The 20118-nt window shown below is 74.7% G+C and carries 16 protein-coding genes; 13 read left to right on the forward strand and 3 right to left on the reverse strand.

Annotated elements, in window-relative coordinates; all coding sequences use genetic code 11:
- The first annotated feature begins 527 nt into the window (after positions 1–527).
- On the forward strand, positions 528–3677 hold the full coding sequence (locus tag B1205_RS11235) for an Ig-like domain-containing protein (protein ID WP_089155555.1): 3150 nt from the start codon (positions 528–530) through the stop codon (positions 3675–3677).
- On the opposite strand, the gene B1205_RS11240 is transcribed toward B1205_RS11235, so the two are convergent.
- Positions 3667–4776 (reverse strand): zinc-dependent alcohol dehydrogenase family protein, encoded by a 1110-nt coding sequence (locus tag B1205_RS11240; RefSeq protein ID WP_089155556.1) that lies wholly within the window; start codon positions 4774–4776, stop codon positions 3667–3669. The genes B1205_RS11235 and B1205_RS11240 overlap by 11 nt on opposite strands.
- A gap of 183 nt (positions 4777–4959) precedes the next feature.
- Between B1205_RS11240 and B1205_RS11245 the strand changes: the two genes are divergently transcribed.
- The 10 genes from B1205_RS11245 (at position 4960) to B1205_RS11290 (ending at position 15371) form a co-directional block, all read left to right on the forward strand.
- Positions 4960–6228, forward strand: a complete 1269-nt coding sequence (locus B1205_RS11245; protein ID WP_089155557.1) for a cytochrome P450 — start codon at positions 4960–4962, stop codon at positions 6226–6228.
- A gap of 167 nt (positions 6229–6395) precedes the next feature.
- A complete protein-coding gene (locus B1205_RS30255) occupies positions 6396–6851 on the forward strand; it encodes a helix-turn-helix transcriptional regulator (protein ID WP_089155558.1) in 456 nt (151 codons plus the stop codon).
- Between the two features lie 270 nt (positions 6852–7121).
- Complete coding sequence (locus tag B1205_RS11255; RefSeq protein ID WP_176308548.1) at positions 7122–9461, forward strand: sensor histidine kinase; 2340 nt, start codon at positions 7122–7124, stop codon at positions 9459–9461.
- An 18-nt stretch (positions 9462–9479) separates the two neighbouring features.
- Positions 9480–9884, forward strand: coding sequence for a roadblock/LC7 domain-containing protein (locus B1205_RS11260; RefSeq protein WP_089155560.1), 405 nt, complete (start codon positions 9480–9482; stop codon positions 9882–9884).
- Positions 9885–9936: 52 nt separating this feature from the next.
- Positions 9937–11130: an ABC transporter substrate-binding protein gene (locus tag B1205_RS11265; RefSeq protein ID WP_089155561.1), complete on the forward strand. Its 1194-nt coding sequence runs from the start codon at positions 9937–9939 to the stop codon at positions 11128–11130.
- Complete coding sequence (locus B1205_RS11270; protein WP_089155562.1) at positions 11127–12008, forward strand: branched-chain amino acid ABC transporter permease; 882 nt, start codon at positions 11127–11129, stop codon at positions 12006–12008. The genes B1205_RS11265 and B1205_RS11270 overlap by 4 nt, the downstream gene beginning before the upstream one ends.
- Entirely contained in the window at positions 12005–13024 is a 1020-nt protein-coding gene (locus B1205_RS11275; protein ID WP_089155563.1) for a branched-chain amino acid ABC transporter permease, read from the forward strand. The genes B1205_RS11270 and B1205_RS11275 overlap by 4 nt, the downstream gene beginning before the upstream one ends.
- Complete coding sequence (locus B1205_RS11280) at positions 13021–13764, forward strand: ABC transporter ATP-binding protein (protein WP_089155564.1); 744 nt, start codon at positions 13021–13023, stop codon at positions 13762–13764. The genes B1205_RS11275 and B1205_RS11280 overlap by 4 nt, the downstream gene beginning before the upstream one ends.
- On the forward strand, positions 13764–14561 hold the full coding sequence (locus B1205_RS11285; protein WP_089155565.1) for an ABC transporter ATP-binding protein: 798 nt from the start codon (positions 13764–13766) through the stop codon (positions 14559–14561). Before B1205_RS11280 ends, B1205_RS11285 begins: the two co-directional genes overlap by 1 nt.
- 6 nt (positions 14562–14567) lie before the next feature.
- Complete coding sequence (locus B1205_RS11290) at positions 14568–15371, forward strand: methyltransferase domain-containing protein (protein WP_089155566.1); 804 nt, start codon at positions 14568–14570, stop codon at positions 15369–15371.
- On the opposite strand, the gene B1205_RS11295 is transcribed toward B1205_RS11290, so the two are convergent.
- Positions 15372–15824 carry a DUF5709 domain-containing protein gene (locus B1205_RS11295; RefSeq protein ID WP_089155567.1) on the reverse strand — a complete coding sequence of 151 codons (453 nt, stop codon included), beginning with the start codon at positions 15822–15824 and terminating at the stop codon, positions 15372–15374.
- A 120-nt stretch (positions 15825–15944) separates the two neighbouring features.
- Between B1205_RS11295 and B1205_RS11300 the strand changes: the two genes are divergently transcribed.
- The gene (locus B1205_RS11300; protein WP_089155568.1) at positions 15945–17603 is read left to right on the forward strand and encodes an FAD-dependent oxidoreductase; all 1659 of its coding nucleotides are present in this window, start codon (positions 15945–15947) and stop codon (positions 17601–17603) included.
- A 114-nt stretch (positions 17604–17717) separates the two neighbouring features.
- Entirely contained in the window at positions 17718–19136 is a 1419-nt protein-coding gene (locus B1205_RS32735) for an ATP-binding protein (protein ID WP_089155569.1), read from the forward strand.
- An 81-nt stretch (positions 19137–19217) separates the two neighbouring features.
- On the opposite strand, the gene B1205_RS11310 is transcribed toward B1205_RS32735, so the two are convergent.
- The gene (locus B1205_RS11310) at positions 19218–20033 is read right to left on the reverse strand and encodes a DUF72 domain-containing protein (protein WP_217809783.1); all 816 of its coding nucleotides are present in this window, start codon (positions 20031–20033) and stop codon (positions 19218–19220) included.
- Positions 20034–20118 lie beyond the last annotated feature (85 nt).

Here is a 20118-nt window from a genome sequence, read left to right on the forward strand (position 1 = left end):
TCATCGTCTCCGCCTTCGTCGCCGCCCGGCCGTCGGGTGAGGCCGCGTCCGGGCACGGGCAGCCGCCGCGCCGGGAGCGGCCGGTCGACCGGGTCAAGGAAAAGATCAGGGTTTCTCGATTGGAAACCACGCCCATCATGACACCGGCGATCTTCGCTCGCCGATCCCCGGATCGTGCCGGCAGTCGACGCGTTCGGTGCCCGGCGTGACACGTTCGGCCATTTCCCCGGCGCCGGTAAGGAAGTCGACTGCGCCCCGTCACCTCCTCGTTTGACGGGACGTCGCACGGTGGAGGCGGACCGGACCGTCTCGCCGGAGGAACAGGGTGCTCGCCATCCGGCCGCCCGCGCCACCCGATCGGCGGGGCCGGAACGCCGGTGTGGCCGGAATCGATGTCGAGCGGCCGATATCCGGAGCGGCGTCGTGTCGCGAGAAGTTCTTGCCTCCTACGGTGACCTCCGCACGCGGACGGAGGGAGTCGGGAGCCACCCGAGGGCGCCGTCCGGTGGACAGGGGGAGTTCTCTCGATGCGAGTTTGGAGTCGCGCCGCCGCGGTGTTCGCCGCCGGCGCGGTCGTGGTCGCGGGCGTACCGGCGTTCGCCGGCGCCGCCCGCGAGGCCGGCATCACCCGGACGGTCGCCGCCGGGGCGCAGGCGGCGGCCGGGGACACCCGGCTGATGCCCACCACGCCCCGCACCGACACGCCGCGGATCACCGGTGGTGAGATCACCGACATCGAGGTGATCGGCAACCGTGTCTTCATCGCCGGCACCTTCACGTCGATCGCGAACGTCGGCGGCACGGCGGTCGCCCAGCCGTCGCTGGCCTCGTACAACCTGGACACCGGCAAGGTGGACACCGCCTTCCGGCCCGACATCGAGGGCGCGGTCGCGGCGGTCGAGGCGTCGCCGGACGGGTCGTCGCTCTACATCGCGGGCACGTTCAACACGGTCAACGGCGTCACCAAGCGCAAGATCGCGCGGCTCGACCCGGCGACCGGCGCGACGGTCGCCGCGTTCACCGCGAACGCCAGCTCGCGGGCGACGGCCCTGGCGGTGAGCGCCACCGCGGTCTACGTCGGCGGTCAGTTCGCCACCGTCAACGGGGTCGCCCGCAGCGGCCTGGTCGCGCTCAACCCGACCACCGGCGCGGTCGACACCGCGTTCAACCTGCCACTCACCGGCGGCATCGGCGTCGGCGGAATGCTCACCGTGCAGCAGCTCAAGCTCACCCACGACGGCAGCAAGCTGCTGGTCGTGCACACCGGCCGCCAGGTCGCCGGGCAGGACCGCTACGGGGTGGCACTGATCGGCACGGCCAGCAAGGCCCTGCTGCCGTGGCGTACCCGGCTGTGGGAGGACAACCTCTCCTTCGTCGGCGGCATCCAGCGGGTCTTCGCCGGCGACATCGCGCCGGACGACTCGTACTTCGTGGTGACCAGCGGATCGGGTGGCGACCGCCCGCCGATCAACGACACCGCCATCGCCTACCCGCTGGCCGGGAACGACAACGTCCAGCCACTCTGGATCTCCCGGCACTTCGACAGCATCTACTCGGTCGCGATCACCGACAACGCGGTCTACGTCGGCGGTCACTTCAGCTGGCAGGAGTCGCCCACCTCGGCCGTGCCGTGGCCCGGCCTGGACAACGTCGGCTACGGCACCGGCCAGGGGCTCAGCGGGTACGGCCTCGGCGACCAGGTGGTGCGCCGCGACCACCTCGGCGCGTTGGACCCGGTCACCGGCACGGCGCTGGAGTGGAACCCGGGCTCCGACTCGTACGAGGGCGAGAAGGCGATGCTGGCCACCTCGCGCGGCCTGCTCGTCGGCGGTGACGGCAACGTCAAGGGCGGCAAGACGACCGGCCGGGTGGCGTTCTTCGACCTGTCGAAGGAGCCCGCGCCGTCGGCGCTGGACACCACGATCACCACGCCGATCGAGGGCGCGGTGAAGCAGGCCGGCGAGTCGTTCGAGCTCAGCGGCCAGGCGTCCGCGCCGGCCGGCGTGGCCCGGGTCAGCCTGGAGATCATCGACCGGCAGACCAACCGCTACCTCCAGGACGACCTGACCACCTGGGGCGCGGCGAACACGATCAACTCGACGGTCGCCACGGTGAACGCCACGTCCACCGCGTGGACGCAGTCGCTGTCGCTGCCCGCCGGGCTGTACCAGTTCCAGGCGAAGACGTTCGGCCGCGACGGGGTCGGCGACGCCACCAAGGCGATCAAGAAGATCGAGACGTTCCGCTTCGACGACCTGCCGCCGTCGACCCGGATCAGCTCGCCGGCCGCCGGCCTGGTGGCCAGCAAGACGTTCGTCGCCACCGGCACCGCCAGCGACGACAAGGGCGTCAGCGCGATGTCGTACGCGTTCCGCACGGCGGACAACCGGTACCTCCAGGACGACGGGACCATCGCCGCCGTCTACAACACCTTCCGCGGCGAGCCCGACGTGATCGGCGCGTTGTCGACCACCTGGCAGTACGAGGTGACGCTGCCGAGCGAGGGGCAGTGGCAGATGACCGCCACCGCCATCGACACGGTCGGGCAGAGCGACCTGCGTGGCGACGCCCGGGACTGGACCATCGCGGTCAACGGCGTGCCGCCGACGGTGGCGATCAGCACCCCGGTGGTGATGACGCCGCCCACCAACGCCGCGCCGGTCGTCGTCGCACCGGGCACCGCGATCACGTTCGCCGGCACCGCCCGCGACGACGAGGGCGTCCGCTCGGTCGAGATCTACCTGCGCAACAACACCACCCGGGAGGCGCTGGCCGCGGACGGCACCTGGGGCGCCGACTCGGTCGCCGCGTACCACCGGATCTCACCGGCCAACCTCGACGCACCGACGTACAACTGGTCGTTCACCAGCGTGTCGCTCACCCCCGGGGTCTACGACTTCCGGGTCCGTTCGCTCGACCGGCTCGGCCTGACCAGCGAGCTGGGCCGGCTCACCGTCACCGCCCAGACGCCCGGTGACGCGTTCCCGAACGGGCTGCTCAGCTTCACCGGGGTGGACCAGAACGTCGACCGGCTGCACCTGGACCTGGCCGGCACGGCGACCGACGACAAGGGCGTGCAGGCGGTCCGGGTGGCGCTGCGCGACCTGGACACCGGCCGGTACGTGCAGCCCAACGGCACGATGGCCGCCGCGTTCGCCACCGTCAACGCGACGCTCGCCGCGCCCGGCGCGACCAGCACGGCGTTCACGCTCTCGATCGACCTGCCGACGAAGGGCACCTACGCCGTGGAGGCGTGGGCCGTGGACACGGCCGGCCAGCAGGACGGCTCGACCGCCGGGGCCACCGCCCGTTACCTCGTCTACCCGGGTGACCTCGACCCGACGTTGGAACCGAACGTCACGCCGGCCGAGGGGCAGGTCTACACCGGCGGCCGGATCGTGGTGAGCGGCCGGGCGGTCGACGACGTCGGCATGCAGCGGGTGGACCTGCAGATCGTCAACAGCGCCGGACAGGGGATGAACGCCACCGGCGTGTTCGGCCGGGCCGGCACGTGGATCGCGACGTTCCTCACCAGTCCGGGTTCGCCGGGGTCGAACTTCGCGTACACGTCGCCGGTCGTCCCGGCCGGCACGTACCGGGTGACGATCCGGGGGATGGACAACTACGGGCAGTACCAGCAGCCGCCCCTCACCGTCTCGGTGACCGTCACGGACTGAGCCGGTCGGCCGCGGGCCGGTCCACGTCGGGGTTCCCCCGGCGCCGGGCCGGCCNGGGGCGCACGAGGCACATCCCGGCGGCGGCCGGCCGGTCCATCGTGGCCAGCGCGGCGGGCGCGTCGGCCAGCCCGACGGTGCGGGTGACCAGCTCGCCGGGGCGCAGCACCCCGGCGGTGACCAGCCGCAGCAGCTCGGGGTAGGCGTGGGCCGGCATCCCGTGGCTGCCCCTCAGCTCCAGCTCGTGGGCGATCACCAGGTCCATCGGCAGGGCCGGTCGGCCCAGCGCGGCGGGCAGCAGCCCGACCTGCACGTGCCGGCCGCGTCGACGCAGGCTCTCGATCGAGGCGACGCAGGTGGCGTGACTGCCGAGCGCGTCGAGGGAGAGGTGGGCGCCACCGCCGGTCGCGTCCCGCACCGCGGCGGCCACCTCGCCCGGGTCGCGGAACGCGCCGCCGTCCAGGCCGACCGCGGCCCCGAAGCGCCGGGCCAGTTCCAGCGCGCCCGGTGCGACGTCCACCGCCACCACCCGGGCGCCGCTCGCCGCCGCGATCATCACGGCGGACAGGCCCACCCCGCCGCAGCCGTGTACGGCCACCCACTCGCCGGCCGCCACCCGGCCCTGGCCGACGACCGCCCGGAACGCGGTGGCGAACCGGCAGCCGAGCGCGGCGGCGGTCGCGTCGTCCACCTCGTCGGGCAACCGGACCAGGTTCACGTCGGCGTGGCGCACCGCGACGTACTCGGCGAACGAGCCCCAGCCGGTGAAGCCCGGTTGGGTCTGCCGCTCGCACACCTGCTGGTCACCGGCGAGGCAGGCGGGGCAGCGCCCGCAGGAGCAGACGAAGGGTGCGGTCACCCGGTCGCCGGGCCGCCAGCCGCGTACGTCGGCGCCGACCGAGGCGACCGTGCCGGCGTACTCGTGCCCGGGGACGTGCGGCAGCCGGATGTCCGGGTCGTGGCCCTGCCAGCCGTGCCAGTCGCTGCGGCACAGCCCGGTCGCGGCGACGCGGACGACCACCCCGTCCGGTGTCGGCGTCGGGTCGGCCACCTCCCGGACCTCGGGCCGCGCACCGAACTCGTCGAACACCACCGCACGCATCCCGGCATCCTCACACGCCCGGCCGAACCCGGTCCGGGCCGGGCGGGTGACCGGCGTTGCGGGTGGCAAGGAGCAGGGCGCACGTTGCGGAAAAGCGGCAGAAACAGATTCATGCCGGCATATCTTGACGCGTGTTCGCCCGGTGGCGCACGGTGAGGGTCACGTGGTGTACGGGAGGCGGTCATGCGGTTGAATCCGTTCGCGGGGGCGTATCTCACCGACCCGGCCGGCGTGTGGGCCCGACTGCTGGAGCGCGACGGCGGGGTGCACCACGACGACGAGCTGGGGCTGTGGCTGATCACCCGGCACGCCGACGTCCGGCGGGCGCTGGCCGACGCGCGGACGTTCGGCAACGCCCTCACCCTCGCCCCGGTGTACGAGATCTGTCCGGAGGCGCTGGCGCTCGTCGCCCGCATCGACGCGCCGCCCACCACCGCCGCCGCCGACCCGCCGACGCATCCACGGACCCGCCGGGCGCTGCGGGCGACGTTCGCCAACACCCCGGAACGGGTCGAGCAGCGGTACGGCGGGATCGTCCGACGCCGGGTGGACGAGCTGGTTTCGCGGCTGGCCGCCCGCGCCGGTGACCGGGTCGACCTGATCGCCGGGTTCACCGCCGAGCTGCCGCTGCTGGTCGTGCTCGACATCCTCGGTGTGCCGGCGCGTGACGTGCCCCGGATCCGGTCCTGGGCGGACGGGCAGATCGCCCTGATCTGGGGGTGCCCGGAGCCGGCCGAGCAGGTCCGGCTGGCCGCCGGGCTGCTGGAGTTCTGGCACTACTGCCAGGACCTGGTGCGACGCCGCCGCCACGGCGGTGGCGACGACTACGTCACCGAGCTGCTGGCGTACCGGGGTGGCGACGACGAGGTGCTCACCGTGGCCGAGGTGGCCAGCATCGTGTTCAACCTGCTGGTCGCCGGCCACGAGACCACCGCCGGGCTGCTGGCCCACGCGCTCGACCGGGCGCTGTCCGAGCCGGACCGGTGGCGGGGGTTCGCGCAGCGGCCGGAGCGGGTGCCGGCGTTCGTCACCGAGACGCTGCGTTTCGCGCCCGCGATCGACGGCTGGCTGCGGGTGACCACCGCGCCGGTCACGCTGGGCGGCGTCACGATCCCCGCCGGAGCGCGCTGCCTGCTGCTGATCGGCGCCGCCAACCGGGACCCGGCGGTGTTCGGCCACCCGGACCGGTTCGATCCGGACCGGCCGGACGCGCACGACCATCTCTCCTTCGGGCACGGCCCGCACTTCTGCATCGGGGCGGCGCTGGCCCGGCTGGAGGCGGTCACCGCGCTCACCCGCCTCGCCGCGGCCCTGCCGGGCCTGCGGCCGGCCCCCGGTCAGCATCGGGTCTTCCGGCCCAACCTGGCCTTCCGCGCGCACCGCGACCTGCCGGTGATCGTCGACCCGGCGGTGCCGGCCGGGCACCGTCCGGCCGCGCGTCCGGCGGCGTGACCACCGACCGATGCGGGCGTCGACCGGCCCCCACCGGCGGACACGCAACGCACTCACGTCTTCACACCCGCGTGCCGGTGGGTTAAGAATGACCCCCTGCGAAGGCTCAGCCATCACCCGCCCTCGATCTGCTGCCGATGCCGGTCCGGCGTCGCCGAGGTGAGCACATGGATCGCACGCCCGCGTCGAGCGCTGCTCCCGCCGCCAGCCACCGGTTCCGTGTGGAACTACGCCGCTGGCGGACCCGGCGTGGCCTGACCCAGCGGGCACTGGCGGAACGGGTGCGGTTCAGCCGGGAGACGGTCGCGGCGGTCGAGTCCGGCCGACGGTTCGGCAGCCACGAGTTCGCCGTACGCTGCGACGAGGTGCTCGCCACCGACGGCCGGCTCGCGGAGATGTGGCCCCAGGTCGCGGCGGAGCAGTTGGCCGCGGACGGTCGGCGGGGGCCCCGGTTCGCCGAGGCGGCGCGGCCGGGGCCGGCCGGCCCGCCGGACGCACGGCACGACCCGCGCGATCCTCGGGCGATGGTGGCGGCGATCGACGAGCTGCGTGAGCTGATCGGTCAGGTGCTCGCGCAACCCGAGCCGGAGGGTCCGCCCCCGTCGGCGGCCGGCCGGCACTGACCGGGCGCGGCGCCCGGGTGCGGGGTGCCGTCGGCGTCGCCGACTCTGGGTACAGATGCTGGTACGGCCTGTTTGTACCACGGGCGGGTCTGGCCTCGACGCACCGCTTCCGGCGCAATGAGACGTGCAATCCGCAAGTGCAGAACGAAGGTTGCCGATCAGCGCGGGGAGTCAGCAGTGGCGTCGAGCACGAGGTCGCACGCGGCCCGACCCTACCCGACCCGCCGCCGCCGGTGGCGCATCGGCGGGGGGGGGGNGCTCGTCGCCGTGATGGGTTTCGCCGGTCTGGCGTTGACCGAGAGCACCCGGCAGACCGCCCGCGCCAGCGACCTCGGCCAACTCGCCCAGCTCGGCGCCGAGGCGGGCGGCCTGGCGCACCGCCTCCAGCACGAGCGGATCGTCGCCGCCGACCTGCTGACCCGGGGCACCCCCGAACAGCAGGACGCGTTCGCCGACGCCACCACGGCCACCGACACCGCCGTCGCCGGATACCGCCGGCAACGCGCCCGGGTGCCGGCCGGCGGCGCCGCCGAGCGGGCCGTCCTGCCGCGGATCGACGCCGCGCTGGCCAGCCTCGCCCCGTTGCGGGCACAGGTGCGCACCGCCGAGCGGGCGTCGGTGTCGGCGATGACCTTCAGCTACCGCATCGTCATCGCCGACCTGCTCGACCTGCGGGAGAGCGTCACCCTGGGCGTGGTCGACCCGCGTATCGCGGACGGGCTCCGGGCCACCGCCGCGCTGTCCAAGGTGGCCGAGTCGGTCGGCCAGCAGCAGGTGGCCGTGTTGCGCGCGGTCACGGCGGGCCAGGTGACGCCCGCGTTGCAGCAGGACGTCACCGCCGCCCGCACCGGCGTCACCGAGGCGAGCCTCGCGTTCCTGGCGCTGGCCCGGCCGGCCTGGCAGGGCTGGTGGGAGCAGGCCGGCAGCGGCGAGAGCGCCCTGCGCCTGCAACGCCTGCTCGACCAGGTGGCCCGCACGGCGGCGGGTGACCGCCTCGACCTGGACGTGGGCACCTGGCTCACCGCCACCGGGCAGTGGGCGGTCCGCCTGGCCGAGCTGCGCCTGCGCATCGACGGCGCGGTGCTCGACGACATCCGCGCCGCCCACGCCGAGCAACGCCGGCGCACCGTCGTCGAGGCGGCGGCGACCGTGCTGGCGCTGTTGCTGACCGCGCTGGTCACCTGGGCGGTGGCCCGCCAGATCACCCGCCGGCTGCGCCGGTTGCGGGACGCGGCGAACGCGGTCGCGTTCGAGCGGCTGCCCCAGGTGGTGGCCCGGTTGCAGCACCCGGACAGCGCCTCCGTGGACCCGGACGAGCTGGCCCGTCGGCAGGCCGCCGACGCGCTGGCGGTCTCCGGCGACGACGAGATCGGCGAGGTCGGGCAGGCGTTCGACGCGGTGCACCGGGCCGCCGTGCGGACCGCGGCGGAACAGGCCGTGATGCGGGCCAACACCGCGCAGATCTTCATCCACCTCAGCCGGCGGGAGCAGCGCCTGGTCGACGCCGTCCTGGCCCAGGTGGACAGGGTCGAGCGGGACGAGACCGATCCCGACCGGCTGCACCAGCTCTACGCGCTGGACAATCTCGCCACCCGGATGGGGCGGATCAACGCCAGCCTGCTCGTGCTGGGCGGGGTGGGTGTCGGGCGGGTCCGCCACCACGACGTGCCGCTGCCGCAGGTGCTCCAGGCCGCGCAGAGCCAGATCGAGCACTACGCCCGCATCCGCCTGGGCCTGGTCGACGGTGACGTCGCGGTGGCCGCCGAGTCGGTCGACGAGGTGGTGCACCTGCTCGCCGAGCTGATGGAGAACGCCACCGGTTACTCGCCGCCGACCACCGAGTCCTGGGTGACCGGCCGGAGCCTGGGCGACCGGGTGATCGTCCAGATCAGCGACGAGGGCGTCGGGCTGCCCCCGCACCGGCGGCAGCAGCTCAACGACCTGCTCGCCCAGCCACCGGCCATCGACGTCGCCACGGTCCGGGCGATGGGTCTGGTCGTGGTGGGGCAGCTCGCCACCCGGCTGGGCGCCGCCGTCCAGCTCCGTTCCGGGCCGCGTCGCGGCACCATCGCCGAGGTGGCGCTCCCGGCCGCGCTGATCCGGTCGTTGCCGCCCGAGGAGTTCCTGCTCACCCCCGAGCGGCCGTCCCGGCGGGCGGCACGCACCACGATCGCCCCGCCGGTCGGACGGNCCGAGGCGCGGCCGGCTCCGGAGCCGTGGGCCGGCGGGCCCTCCGCCGACCGGGCGCTCCCGGTCTCCCCGGTGTTCCGGGCGGCCACCGACCGAGGGGACGCGCCGACCGAGGAGCTGGTCATCTTCCACCAGGTCAACCACTGGTTCCAGGCGGACCGGCCGGACGGCGACGGCACGTCCTGGGCCGGTCCCGCCGACGACGCCTGGCGTAGCGCGGCACGCGCCGACGAGCCCCGGGTCGCCGGCACCACCACCACCGGGCTGCCCCGCCGGCAGCCGCAGCAACACCTGGTGCCCGGCGGCCTGCCGGCTGCCCGGCCGGCCACCGAACACCGTGACCCGGCCCGGGTCGCCACCGCCATGGCCGCCTATGCCCGCGGCGTGGCCGGCCGCCGGGCGAACCTGATCACCAACTGACCCGACAAGGGAGTGCCCGTGACGGACCACCAGGATCTCGGCTGGCTGCTGGACGCCTTCGCCGAGCGCGCCAGCGAGGTCACCCACGCGATCGCCATCTCCAGCGACGGCCTGATGGTGGCCGCGACCCGCGGCCTCCCGCCGGACCGGGCCGACCAGTTGGCGGCCACCGGCAGCGGTCTGGTCAGCCTGCTGCGCGGGGCGGCGGCGTTCTTCGACGCCGGCGCGGTGATCTCCAACGTCACCCAGTTGGAGGGCGGCTTCATGTTCTCCATGGCCTTCAACGACGGCGCCTCACTGCTCGTGCTCGCCGACCCTCGGTGCGACGTCGGCAAGGTCTCCTACGAGATGACCGAGCTGGCGAACCGCATCGGTGACGCGCTCACCCCCGCGGCCCGGGCGGCCCTGAGCCGCGGCCGTTGAGAACCGGCGTTCCGCCGGATCCACATCCCTGACGACACCCGGGAGAGACACCATGTTCGTGACCCTGCCCCGGCGCAGCCGTGCCCGCACCGCGGCGCTGCTCGCCCTCGTCCTGCTCGCGGCGTCCGCCTGCGCCGACGACACGTCGACCGCCGGCTCCGGCGGCACCGTCAAGATCGGCCTGCTCGCGTCGCTGTCCGGCACCTACCAGTCGGTCGGCAAGGACATCCGTGACGGCTTCCAGCTCTACCTGTCCGCGCACGACGGCAAGCTCGGCGGCCGGACGGTGGAGTTGGTCGTCGCGGACGAGGGCAACGGCGCGGCGACCGCCGTGCCCGCCGCCACCAAGCTGCTCAAACAGGACCGCGTGGTGGCGCTCACCGGCATCGTCGGTGGCGGTTCGGTGGCCGCGGTCCAACCGCTGCTGACCGAGACGAAGGTGCCTTTCGTCGGCTCGAACGGGCGGCCGGAACTCAAGGACGTGTCCCGGGTCTGGCACACCTCCTACCTCTCCGACGAACCCGGCGAGGCGATCGCCGCGCACGTGCGTGCGGACGTCAAGGGCAGCGTCTACGCGATCGGCCCGGACTACCAGGGCGGCTGGGACGAGCTGCGCGGCTTCACCGAGGCGTACGCCGCCGCCGGCGGGAAGCTGGCCAACCCCGACGGCAAGACGACGTTCACGCCGTTCCCGGCGACCACCAACTTCACCCCGTACTTCGCCCGGATCAAGGCCTCCGGCGCGGACGCGGTCTACACGTTCTACGCCGGCGGCGCGGCGGTCGACTTCGTCAAGCAGTACGCCCAGTCGGAGATCAAGGACGTGCCGCTCTACGCCGCCGGGTTCCTCACCGAGGGCGGGGTGCTCGACGCGCAGGGTGACGCCGCCCGGGACATCTACTCGGTGTTGAACTACTCACCGGACCTCGACAACGCGGAGAACCGCGCGTTCGTGGCCGCCTGGAAGGCCGGGCACGACGGCTCCCCGACCACCTACGCGATGGCCTCCTACGACGCGGCGGCGGTGCTGGACCGGGCGATCGCGGCGGCCGGCGACGACGCCACCGCTGAGAAGATCAACGCCGCCATCGGCCAACTCGGGCAGATCGCCAGCCCGCGCGGCACCTGGCAGTTCTCACCGACCACGCACGCGCCGGTGCAGAAGTGGTACCTGCGTCAGGTCCGCCAGGACGGGCGGGCGCTGTCCAACACCGTGGTCGGCGACCTCGCCACCGTGGGCGGATGAGCGGCGTGCCGGTCGACCCGTACGTCGTGCCGGCGCTGGACGGGGTCGCCTACGGCCTGCTGGTGTTCGTCGCCGCGGCCGGTCTGGTGCTCTGCTTCGGCGTGGCCGGCATCCTCAACCTCGCCCACGGCACGCTCTTCGCGATCGGCGGGTACACCGCCGCCGCGCTGCTCGACGGCGGATGGGGCAGCCTGGCGCTGGCGCTGGTGGTCGGCGTGGGCGCCGCCACCGCCGCGGGCGCGCTGGTCGCGCTGCTGCTCACCCGGGTCGGCGCGGCCGGGCACCTCAACCAGGCGCTGCTCACCTTCGGCGTCGCGTTGGCCGGCGGCAGCCTGCTCGTCGCCGCGTTCGGCCCGGACGATCCGCCGGTACGCGTGCCGGCCGCGCTGGACGGGTCCGTGGTGGTGGCGGGGCACCGCTATGCCGCGTACCGGTTGGTCTTCATCGTGTTGGCGGCGGTGCTCGCCGGCCTGCTGCACCTGGCGGTGCGACGGACCCGGGCCGGCATGCTGGTGCGGGCCGCGGTCGACGACGCGGAGATGGTCGCCACGCTCGGGGTGAGCCCGGCCGTGGTCCGGGTCGGCGTGCTGGCCGCGGCCGGCGCGCTGGCCGGGGCCGCGGGTGTGCTCGGCGCGCCGATCATCGGGCCGGGGCCGGACACCGCCGACGCGGTGCTGCTGCTCTCCCTGGTCGTGGTGGTTCTCGGCGGACTCGGCTCGATGACCGGCACGCTGCTCGCCGCGTTGGCCGTCGGTCAGATCCAGACGCTCGGCGTCGCGCTCGCCCCGTCGGCCGCCCCGTTCCTGCTCTTCGCCGCCATGGCGGTCGTGCTCGCGGTCCGGGCGCGCGGCCTGGCCACCGCCCGGCGGGCGACGTGAGGCAGCCCGTGGTGCGCCTGCTGCGCCCGACCGTCGCGGTGGCGGTGCTGGCCGGACTGGTGGCCGCGCCGTGGGTGGTCGACGACTACACCTCGGCGCTGCTGGCCCGCACGCTGGCCCTCGGCCTGGTCGCGGTCGGCGTGGCGTTGCTGACCGGCGTCGCCGGCCTGCCCACGCTCGGCCAGACCGCGCCCTACGCGGCCGGCGCGTACGCCGGTGCGCTGGTCGGCGGCCACCTCTGCGACGTCGGCGCGGTGCAGGTGCTGGTCGCGGGCGCGGCGGGGGCGGCGTTGGCGACGGCGACGCTGCCGCTGGTGCTTCCCGCCCGAGGTGTCGTGCTCCTGATGATCACGCTGGCGGTCGGCGAACTCGCGGTGGTCCTCGCCGGACGGTGGACGTCGGTGACCGGCGGCACCGACGGGCTCGCCGGCATCGCACCGACCCGCCCGCTGTGGGGGCTGCCGGTGCTGACCACCGACCGGGCCCGCTACCTCTACACGCTCGTGGTGGTCGCGGTGCTGGTCGGCCTGGTGCTGCTGGTGCTGCGGACCCGGGTCGGGCTGCTGCTGCGGGCCGGCCGGGACGACGAGGCGCGGCTGCGGGCCAGCGGCCACCGGGTCGCCGCGCACGTGGCGGGCGTCCACGTCGCCGCCGGGGCGATCGCCGGCGCCGCCGGTTCGCTGCTGGCCACCGCCCAGCAGTACGTCTCACCGGCCGACTTCGGCTTCGACACCTCGGCGCTGCTGCTGCTCGGCGTGGTGGTCGGCGGCACCGCCTCGGTCGGCGGCGCGCTGGTCGGCGCGGTGCTCGTCGTCGCGGCCCGGGACTGGCTGTTCGGCGCGCTGCCGGGCCAGGCGCCGCTGGTGCTCGGGCTGGCCTTCGTCGTCGTCGCGCACCTGCTGCCCACGGCCCGCCGCGCCCGCCCACCGGCCCGACCTCGCCCGGCGTCCGCGCCGCTCGGCCCCCGGCCCGCCGACGCGCGCCGACCGACCAGCGCGACCGGGGTACGCGCATGACGCCGCTGCTCACCGCCGAGGCGGTCACCGTGCGCTACGGCTCGCTGACCGCGCTGGACGCGGTGGACCTGCGGATCCCGCTCGGCCAGCGGCACGCTCTGATCGGGCCGAACGGCGCGGGCAAGTCCACGCTGCTCGACGTGGTGGCCGGCGTCACCCGGGCCGCCGGTGGCCGGGTCCGGCTGGCCGGGCGGGACGTCACCCGGCTCGGCCCGGCCGCCCGGGCCCGGCGCGGCGTCGGGCGGATCCACCAACGACCTGCGGTCTGGGGCTCGCTGACCGTGCGGGAGAACGTGCTGGTCGCCGCGCTGCCCCGGGCCGAGCGCGCGGGTCGGTGGCATCCGGCGGCGCGGCGTCGATCCGCCGGCCGGACCGCGGACGCGCTGCTGGACCGGACGGGCCTCGGTGACCTCGCCGCGACCCCCGCCGGGCAACTCGCCCACGGGCAGCGCCGGCAGGTGGAGATCGCCGTGGCGCTGGCCGGCCGGCCCCGGCTGCTGCTGCTCGACGAACCGGCGGCCGGGCTGTCCGCGGTGGAGGTCGGCTGGCTGGTGGAGTTCCTGCGCGGGCTGCCCCGCGCGGTCGCGGTGCTGCTGGTCGAGCACCGGTTGGACCTGGTCTACGCGCTCTGCGACACGGTGACCGTGCTGCGCGACGGCCGGACGCTCGCCACCGGGTCGCCCGCCGAGATCCGCGCGTCCGGCCCGGTCCGCCAGGCGTACGCGGAGGGGGTGACGTGATGCTGCGCATCGACCGGCTGTGCGCCGGCTACGCCGGTGGCACGGTGCTGCACGAGGTGAGCCTCGACGTGCCGCCCGGTGCCGTGCAGGCGGTGGTGGGGCGCAACGGCGCGGGCAAGAGCACGCTGGTGAGCTGCGTCGCCGGCCTGGTCCGGCCGCAGGGCGGGCGGATCGAGGTCGGCGGCGAGCCGGTCGCCGGTCGGCAGCCGCACCGGATCGCCCGCGCCGGGGTCGGACTGGTGCCGCAGGGCCGGCGGATCTTCTCCCGGCTGACCGTGGCCGAGCACCTGACCCTGGCGGCGGCGCCGTGGCGGGCCGCCACCCCGGGCGGCGAGGGCTGGACCGTGTCCCGGGTGCTGGACCTGCTGCCCCGGCTCGGGGCCCGGCTGCGGCACCGCGGCGACCAGCTCTCCGGCGGCGAACAGCAGATGCTGGCGATCGCCCGGGCCCTGCTCGGCCAGCCCCGCGTGCTGCTGCTCGACGAGCCGTGCGAGGGGCTCGCGCCGGAGCTGGCGGTCCGGGTGCGCGACCTGGTCGGGTCCCTGGCCCGGGGCGGGCTGACCGTGCTCCTCGTCGAGCAGCAGATCCGGCACGCGGTCCAGGTCGCCGACCGGGTCGCGGTGCTGGAGTACGGCCGGGTGGTCTACGACCGGCCGGCCGAGGAGGCCCGGGCCGACCCGGGCGCGTTGGCGGCGCTGCTCAGCGTCGCCACGGTCGCGGAGCCACCGGCTCCCCGGCCCCGGCCCGGGCTGCCGGCAGCCTCGGGCCCGCGAACCGACCGACCGCGACAGGAATGAGGAACGATGCCCACCGATGCCCCCGACACCGGCTACGCCTTCGACACCGGGGCCGCCGACGCGGTGCCCCAGATGCACGCGCTGGAGTCCTTCCTTGACCCGATCACCACCGGCCGGATCGCCGCGCCGATCCTCACCGCGGGCGCCCGGTGCTGGGAGGTCGGCGCCGGCGGCGGCTCGATCGCCCGCGCCATGGCCGCCTCGGTCGGCCCGGCCGGTCGGGTGGTCGCCACCGACCTGGACCTCACGCACCTGCGACCGGCGGGCAACCTCGACGTGCGCCGGCACGACGTGCGCCGGGAGCCGCCGCCGGGGGACGCCTTCGACCTGGTCCACGCCCGGCTGGTGCTGCTGCACCTGCCGGAGCGGCGGCGGGTCCTGCGCACCCTGGCCGGCGTGCTCGCCCCGGGTGGGTGGCTGGTGGTCGAGGAGTTCGACTGCACCGCGCCGCTGCGGGTGCTGACCGCGCCGAACGACGACGCGGCGAAGCTCTTCGCCCAGGTGACCGACGCGATGCTCGGCATCCTGCAGAGCCACGGCGCGGACCTGGCCTGGGCGCAGGACGTGCACGCCGCGCTGACCGCCGCCGGGCTGACGGAGGTCGATACCGTCACCCACGCGCAGAGCTGGCCCGGTGGCTCGCTCGGCGCGTCCCTGTACGCCACGAACTCCCGTCAACTCGAACCGGAACTGCTCGACGCCGGCCTGTCGTCGGGCCAGTTGGAGGCGTTCCGCCGGCTGCTGCGCGACCCGGGCTTCGCGGTGATGTCGTACCAGTTCGTGTCCACCCGGGGGCGGCGGGCCGGGTAGTCAGCGCAACGGGCCGTCGCCGGCGCCGAACGGGTCGTCGACGAGATGCACGGCGGCCTCCTCGGCGCTGGCGCCGCCGCCGTCGATGCCGGCGTCCCAGGCGACCGAGTCGGCCTGCTCGTCCTCGCCGAACCCCTCGTCGTCGGCGACCAGGCGACCCGTCCGCGCCTCCCGCTCGTAGCCCCGGCGGCTCAGCTCGTCCTCGTCGTCGACCGGTTCGGCGTACGGGTCGACGTCCGGCTCCTCCTGGGCGAGCAGGTGCGCCAGCGAGTCACCGGCCCGCTCCTCGGCGGCCGTGGTGCCGAACCGGTTCGCCGCCGTCCAGTGGTCGGCGGCGGCGATGCCGGTGTCGAGGGGATCGCCGCCGGAGTCGTCGAGGGTGTCGCTGGCGTCCAGCACACCGTCGTCCTCGGCCACGTTCCAGTCGACGTCGGCGCGCTCGGTCTCGCTCATGGTGATCCCTCTCCTGGTCCCTGTCCCTGCCCGGTCATCTCAGCGCAGAAGTCCGGTCGGGGGAAGGCCCGGGCCGGCCACTGGTGCGGACGGGCAGCCGAGGGTGCTTCACTGGACGCCATGCCCAACCCCGCGATCCTCACCGTCGACGACGACCCGGCCGTCTCCCGGGCGGTCGCCCGCGACATCCGGCGCCGCTACGGCGACCGCTACCGGGTGGTGCGGGCCGACTCCGCCGAGGCGGCGCTGGACGCGCTGCGCGAGCTGAAGCTGCGCGGCGAGCAGGTGGCGGTGCTGATCGCCGACTACCGGATGCCGCAGATGAACGGCATCGAGTTCCTGGAAGCGGCGATGGACCTGTTCCCCGCCGCGCGCCGGGTCCTGCTCACCGCGTACGCCGACACCGACGCCGCGATCAACGCGATCAACGTGGTCGACCTCGACCACTACCTGCTCAAGCCGTGGCACCCGCCGGAGGAGAAGCTCTACCCGGTGCTGGACCAGCTGCTGGAGGCGTGGACGGCCGACGGGTCCACCACCACGCCCGAGCTGCGCGTGGTCGGGCACCGCTGGTCCGCCCCGTCGTTCACGGCCCGGGACTTCCTGGCCCGCAACCTGGTGCCGTTCCGCTGGGTGCTCGCCGACGAGCCGGAGGGCGCCGGGCTGCTGACCGCGGCGGGCGTGACCGCCGACGACGTACCCCTGGTGGTGACCGCGGACGGCAAGTCGCTGGTGCAGCCGACGACGGCCGACCTGGCCGCGCAGGTCGGGCTGGCCACGACGCCGGCCGCCGAGTTCTACGACCTGGTGGTGGTCGGCGCCGGTCCGGCCGGGCTCGGCGCGGCCGTCTACGGCGCCTCGGAGGGGCTGCGCACGGTGCTGATCGAGCGGCGGGCCACCGGCGGGCAGGCCGGGCAGAGCAGCCGGATCGAGAACTACCTCGGGTTCCCGGACGGCGTCTCCGGCGCCCAGCTCACCGACCGGGCCCGTCGGCAGGCGCTGCGCTTCGGCGCGGAACTGCTCAGCGCCCGCGAGGTGGTGTCGCTGGCGGACGCCGGCGGGGCGCGGGTGCTGCGGTTCAGCGACGGCAGCAGCGTCGCCGCGCACACGGTGGTGCTCGCCACCGGCGTCTCGTACCGGATGTTGCCGGCGGCCGGGCTGGCCGAGCTGACCGGCCGGGGCTGCTTCTACGGTTCGGTGGCGAGCGAGGCGCCGAGCTGCTCCGGGGCGGAGGTCTACATCGTCGGCGGGGCGAACTCGGCCGGGCAGGCCGCGGTGCACTTCTCCCGGTACGCCCACCGGGTGCACCTGCTGATCCGCGGCGACGACCTGACCCGGTCGATGTCCAGCTACCTGATCGACCAGATCGCCCGGATCGACACCATCGAGGTTCACCCGCACACCGAGGTGGTCGGCGGCGCCGGCCAGGAACACCTGGAGGAGGTGACCCTGGCCGACACCCGCACCGGCGAGACCCGGCGGGTCGACACGTCCTGGCTGTTCGTGTTCATCGGCGCGGAGCCGCACACCGACTGGCTCGACGGCGCGGTCGTCCGGGACCGCAAGGGCTTCGTGCTGACCGGGCCGGACCTGACCCGGGGTGGCCGCCGGCCGGCCGGCTGGTCCCTGCCCCGCGATCCCTACCACCTGGAGTCCAGCATGCCGGGCGTGTTCGCCGCCGGTGACGTGCGGGCCGACTCGGTGAAGCGGGTGGCCTCCGCCGTGGGCGAGGGCGCGATGGCGGTCTCGTTGGTGCACCGATACCTGGAGGCCCAGTGAGCGCGAGGAGTGAGCCGGTTTTGCGAGCCCCGCAGTCGCGAAGGAGGGAGGCTCTGTGAGCGCGAGGAGTGAGCCGGTTTTGCGAGCCCCGCAGTCGCGAGGGAAGGAGGCCCAGTGAGCGCTGATCGGCTCACCACCGACGAGCTGCGGGGGCTTTTCCTCTTCGAGTCGCTCACCCCGGAGCAGCTCGCCCACCTGGCCGAGCACGGCCGGGTGGAGCGGCGTCGTGCCGGCGAGGCGGTCTACGTCGAGGGAGAGCCGGCGAGCTGCTTCTACGTGCTGCTCGACGGCACCGTGGCGATGCACCAGCGGGTCCAGGGCGACGAGGTGGAGGTGAGCCGCACCGGTCAGCGCGGTGTCTACGGCGGCGCCATGCAGGCGTACGTCGGTGATCCGGCCGAGCAGCGCTACCGCAACAGCCTGCGCGCGGTCACCGACTGCGAGGTGTTCGCGCTGCCCGCGGCGATCATCGCGGACGCGATGCGCGGCTGGTTCCCGATGGCCACCCACCTGCTGGAGGGGCTGTTCATCGGGATGCGCAACTCGCAGACCATCGTCGGCGAGCGGGAGCGGCTGCTGGCCCTCGGCGCGCTCTCGGCCGGGCTCACCCACGAACTCAACAATCCGGCGGCGGCCGCCGTGCGGGCCACCTCGGCGCTGCGCGGGCGGGTGGCGAAGATGCGGCACAAGCTCGCCATGATCGCCGACGGCCGGCTCGACGGGCGGCGGCTGCACGCCCTGGTCGCGTTGCAGGAGGAGGCGGTGAAGCGGGCCGCCGCCGCGCCCGCGCTGACCCCGCTGGCGGCCAGCGACGCCGAGGACGAGCTGGCCGACTGGCTCGACGAGCACGGTGTACGCGAGTCGTGGCAGTTGACGTCGACGCTGGTGGCCGGCGGCATCGACAGCGGCTGGCTGGCCCAGGTCGACGCCGCGGTCGGCGCTGACGATCTGGAGTCGGCGGTGCACTGGATCACCTACACCATCGAGACCGAGTTGCTGATGGGCGAGATCGACGACGCGGTCACCCGGGTCTCCGGGCTGGTCGGCGCCGCGAAGCAGTATTCGCAGCTCGACCGGACGCCCTTCCAGACGGTGGACGTGCACGACCTGCTCGACGCCACGCTGGTCATGCTCCAGGCGAAGGTCCCGGCCGGCGTGCGGGTGGTGAAGGAGTACGACCGGACGCTGCCCACCATCGCGGCGTACGCGGCCGAACTCAACCAGGTGTGGACGAACCTGATCGACAACGCGCTGGCGGCGATGGCCGGCGAGGGCACGCTGACGGTCCGGACCGGGCGCACCGACGACCGGCTGACCGTCGAGGTCCGCGACACCGGGCCGGGCATCCCGCCGGAGGTCCGGCCGCGCATCTTCGAGCCGTTCTTCACCACCAAGCCGGTCGGTGAGGGGACCGGGCTCGGCCTGGACATCTCGTACCGGATCGTGGTCAACAAGCACCACGGCGACATCCGGGTGCAGTCCGAACCGGGCGACACCCGCTTCACGGTGCTGCTGCCGCTCGCCCCCGTCTGACCGACGGGCTTTGGGTGCGCTTGTGGTCGCTGGGGCGACGACAACCGCACCCAAAGGTGAGCCGACGCAGCGCGGCCGGCGTCAGAACAGCGTGGCCGGGCCGACCGGCTCCGGCTCCGGCAGCGGGGTCAGCTCGGGCAGCCGGGCGCGCACCTCGTCGTGGAAGCGTCGGGCCAGCTCGGGGGCGTCCGCGTTGTCCGGCGTGTGCACGAACACGGTCGGCGAGCGGCCCTCGCGCAGCCAGTCGACCACCACGTCCAGCCACGGCTGCCAGCCCTCGACGGTCGCGGTCGGGTCGTCCCGGCCCAGGTAGCGCACCACCGGCCGGTCGGTCAACGCCTCGGTGCGCGACGGCAGCCGAGGCTTGCGCGTCCACGCCTCGCGCTCCGCGTCGCTGGTCGGCGGCGTGCGGAAGAACGCGGTGGTGTCGAACGGGATCCACTCCGCGCCGGCCCGGTCGAGCGTCTCCTCCAGCGCGCGGGCCGCGCCGGCGTCGGTGAAGAAGGCGGGGTGGCGGACCTCGACCGCGTACCGGTGGGTGGCGGGCCCGGCGCGCAGGAACCGGTCGAGGTCGGGCACGTCACCCGGGCCGAACGAGCCGGGCAACTGCACCCAGAGCATGTGTGCCCGTGGCCCGAGCGGTTCCATCGCGTCCAGGAACGCCTTCAGCTCGGCCTCGCCGCCGGTGAGCCGACGCTCGTGCGTGACCACCTTCGGCAGCTTCGGCAGGAACCGGAAGTCGGGGTCGGTCTGCTCGGCCCAGGACGCCACGGCCTCCCGGGCCGGCGTCGCATAGAACGTGGTGTTGCCCTCGACGGCGGTGCACCAGCCGGCGTACGCGCGCAGCCGCTCGTGGGCCGGCAGGAGCCGCCCCGGCCAGGACCGGTGTGTCCACATGGCACACCCGACGTGCAGCCGCATCCGACTCCCTCCCCGCCGCGCCGGGCGAGGACCCCCAGCCGCGCGCCCACCGTATCCGACC

Origin of the sequence: Micromonospora sp. NBS 11-29 (genome assembly GCF_002140155.1) — a bacterium.
Taxonomy (GTDB): Bacteria; Actinomycetota; Actinomycetes; order Mycobacteriales; family Micromonosporaceae; genus Micromonospora.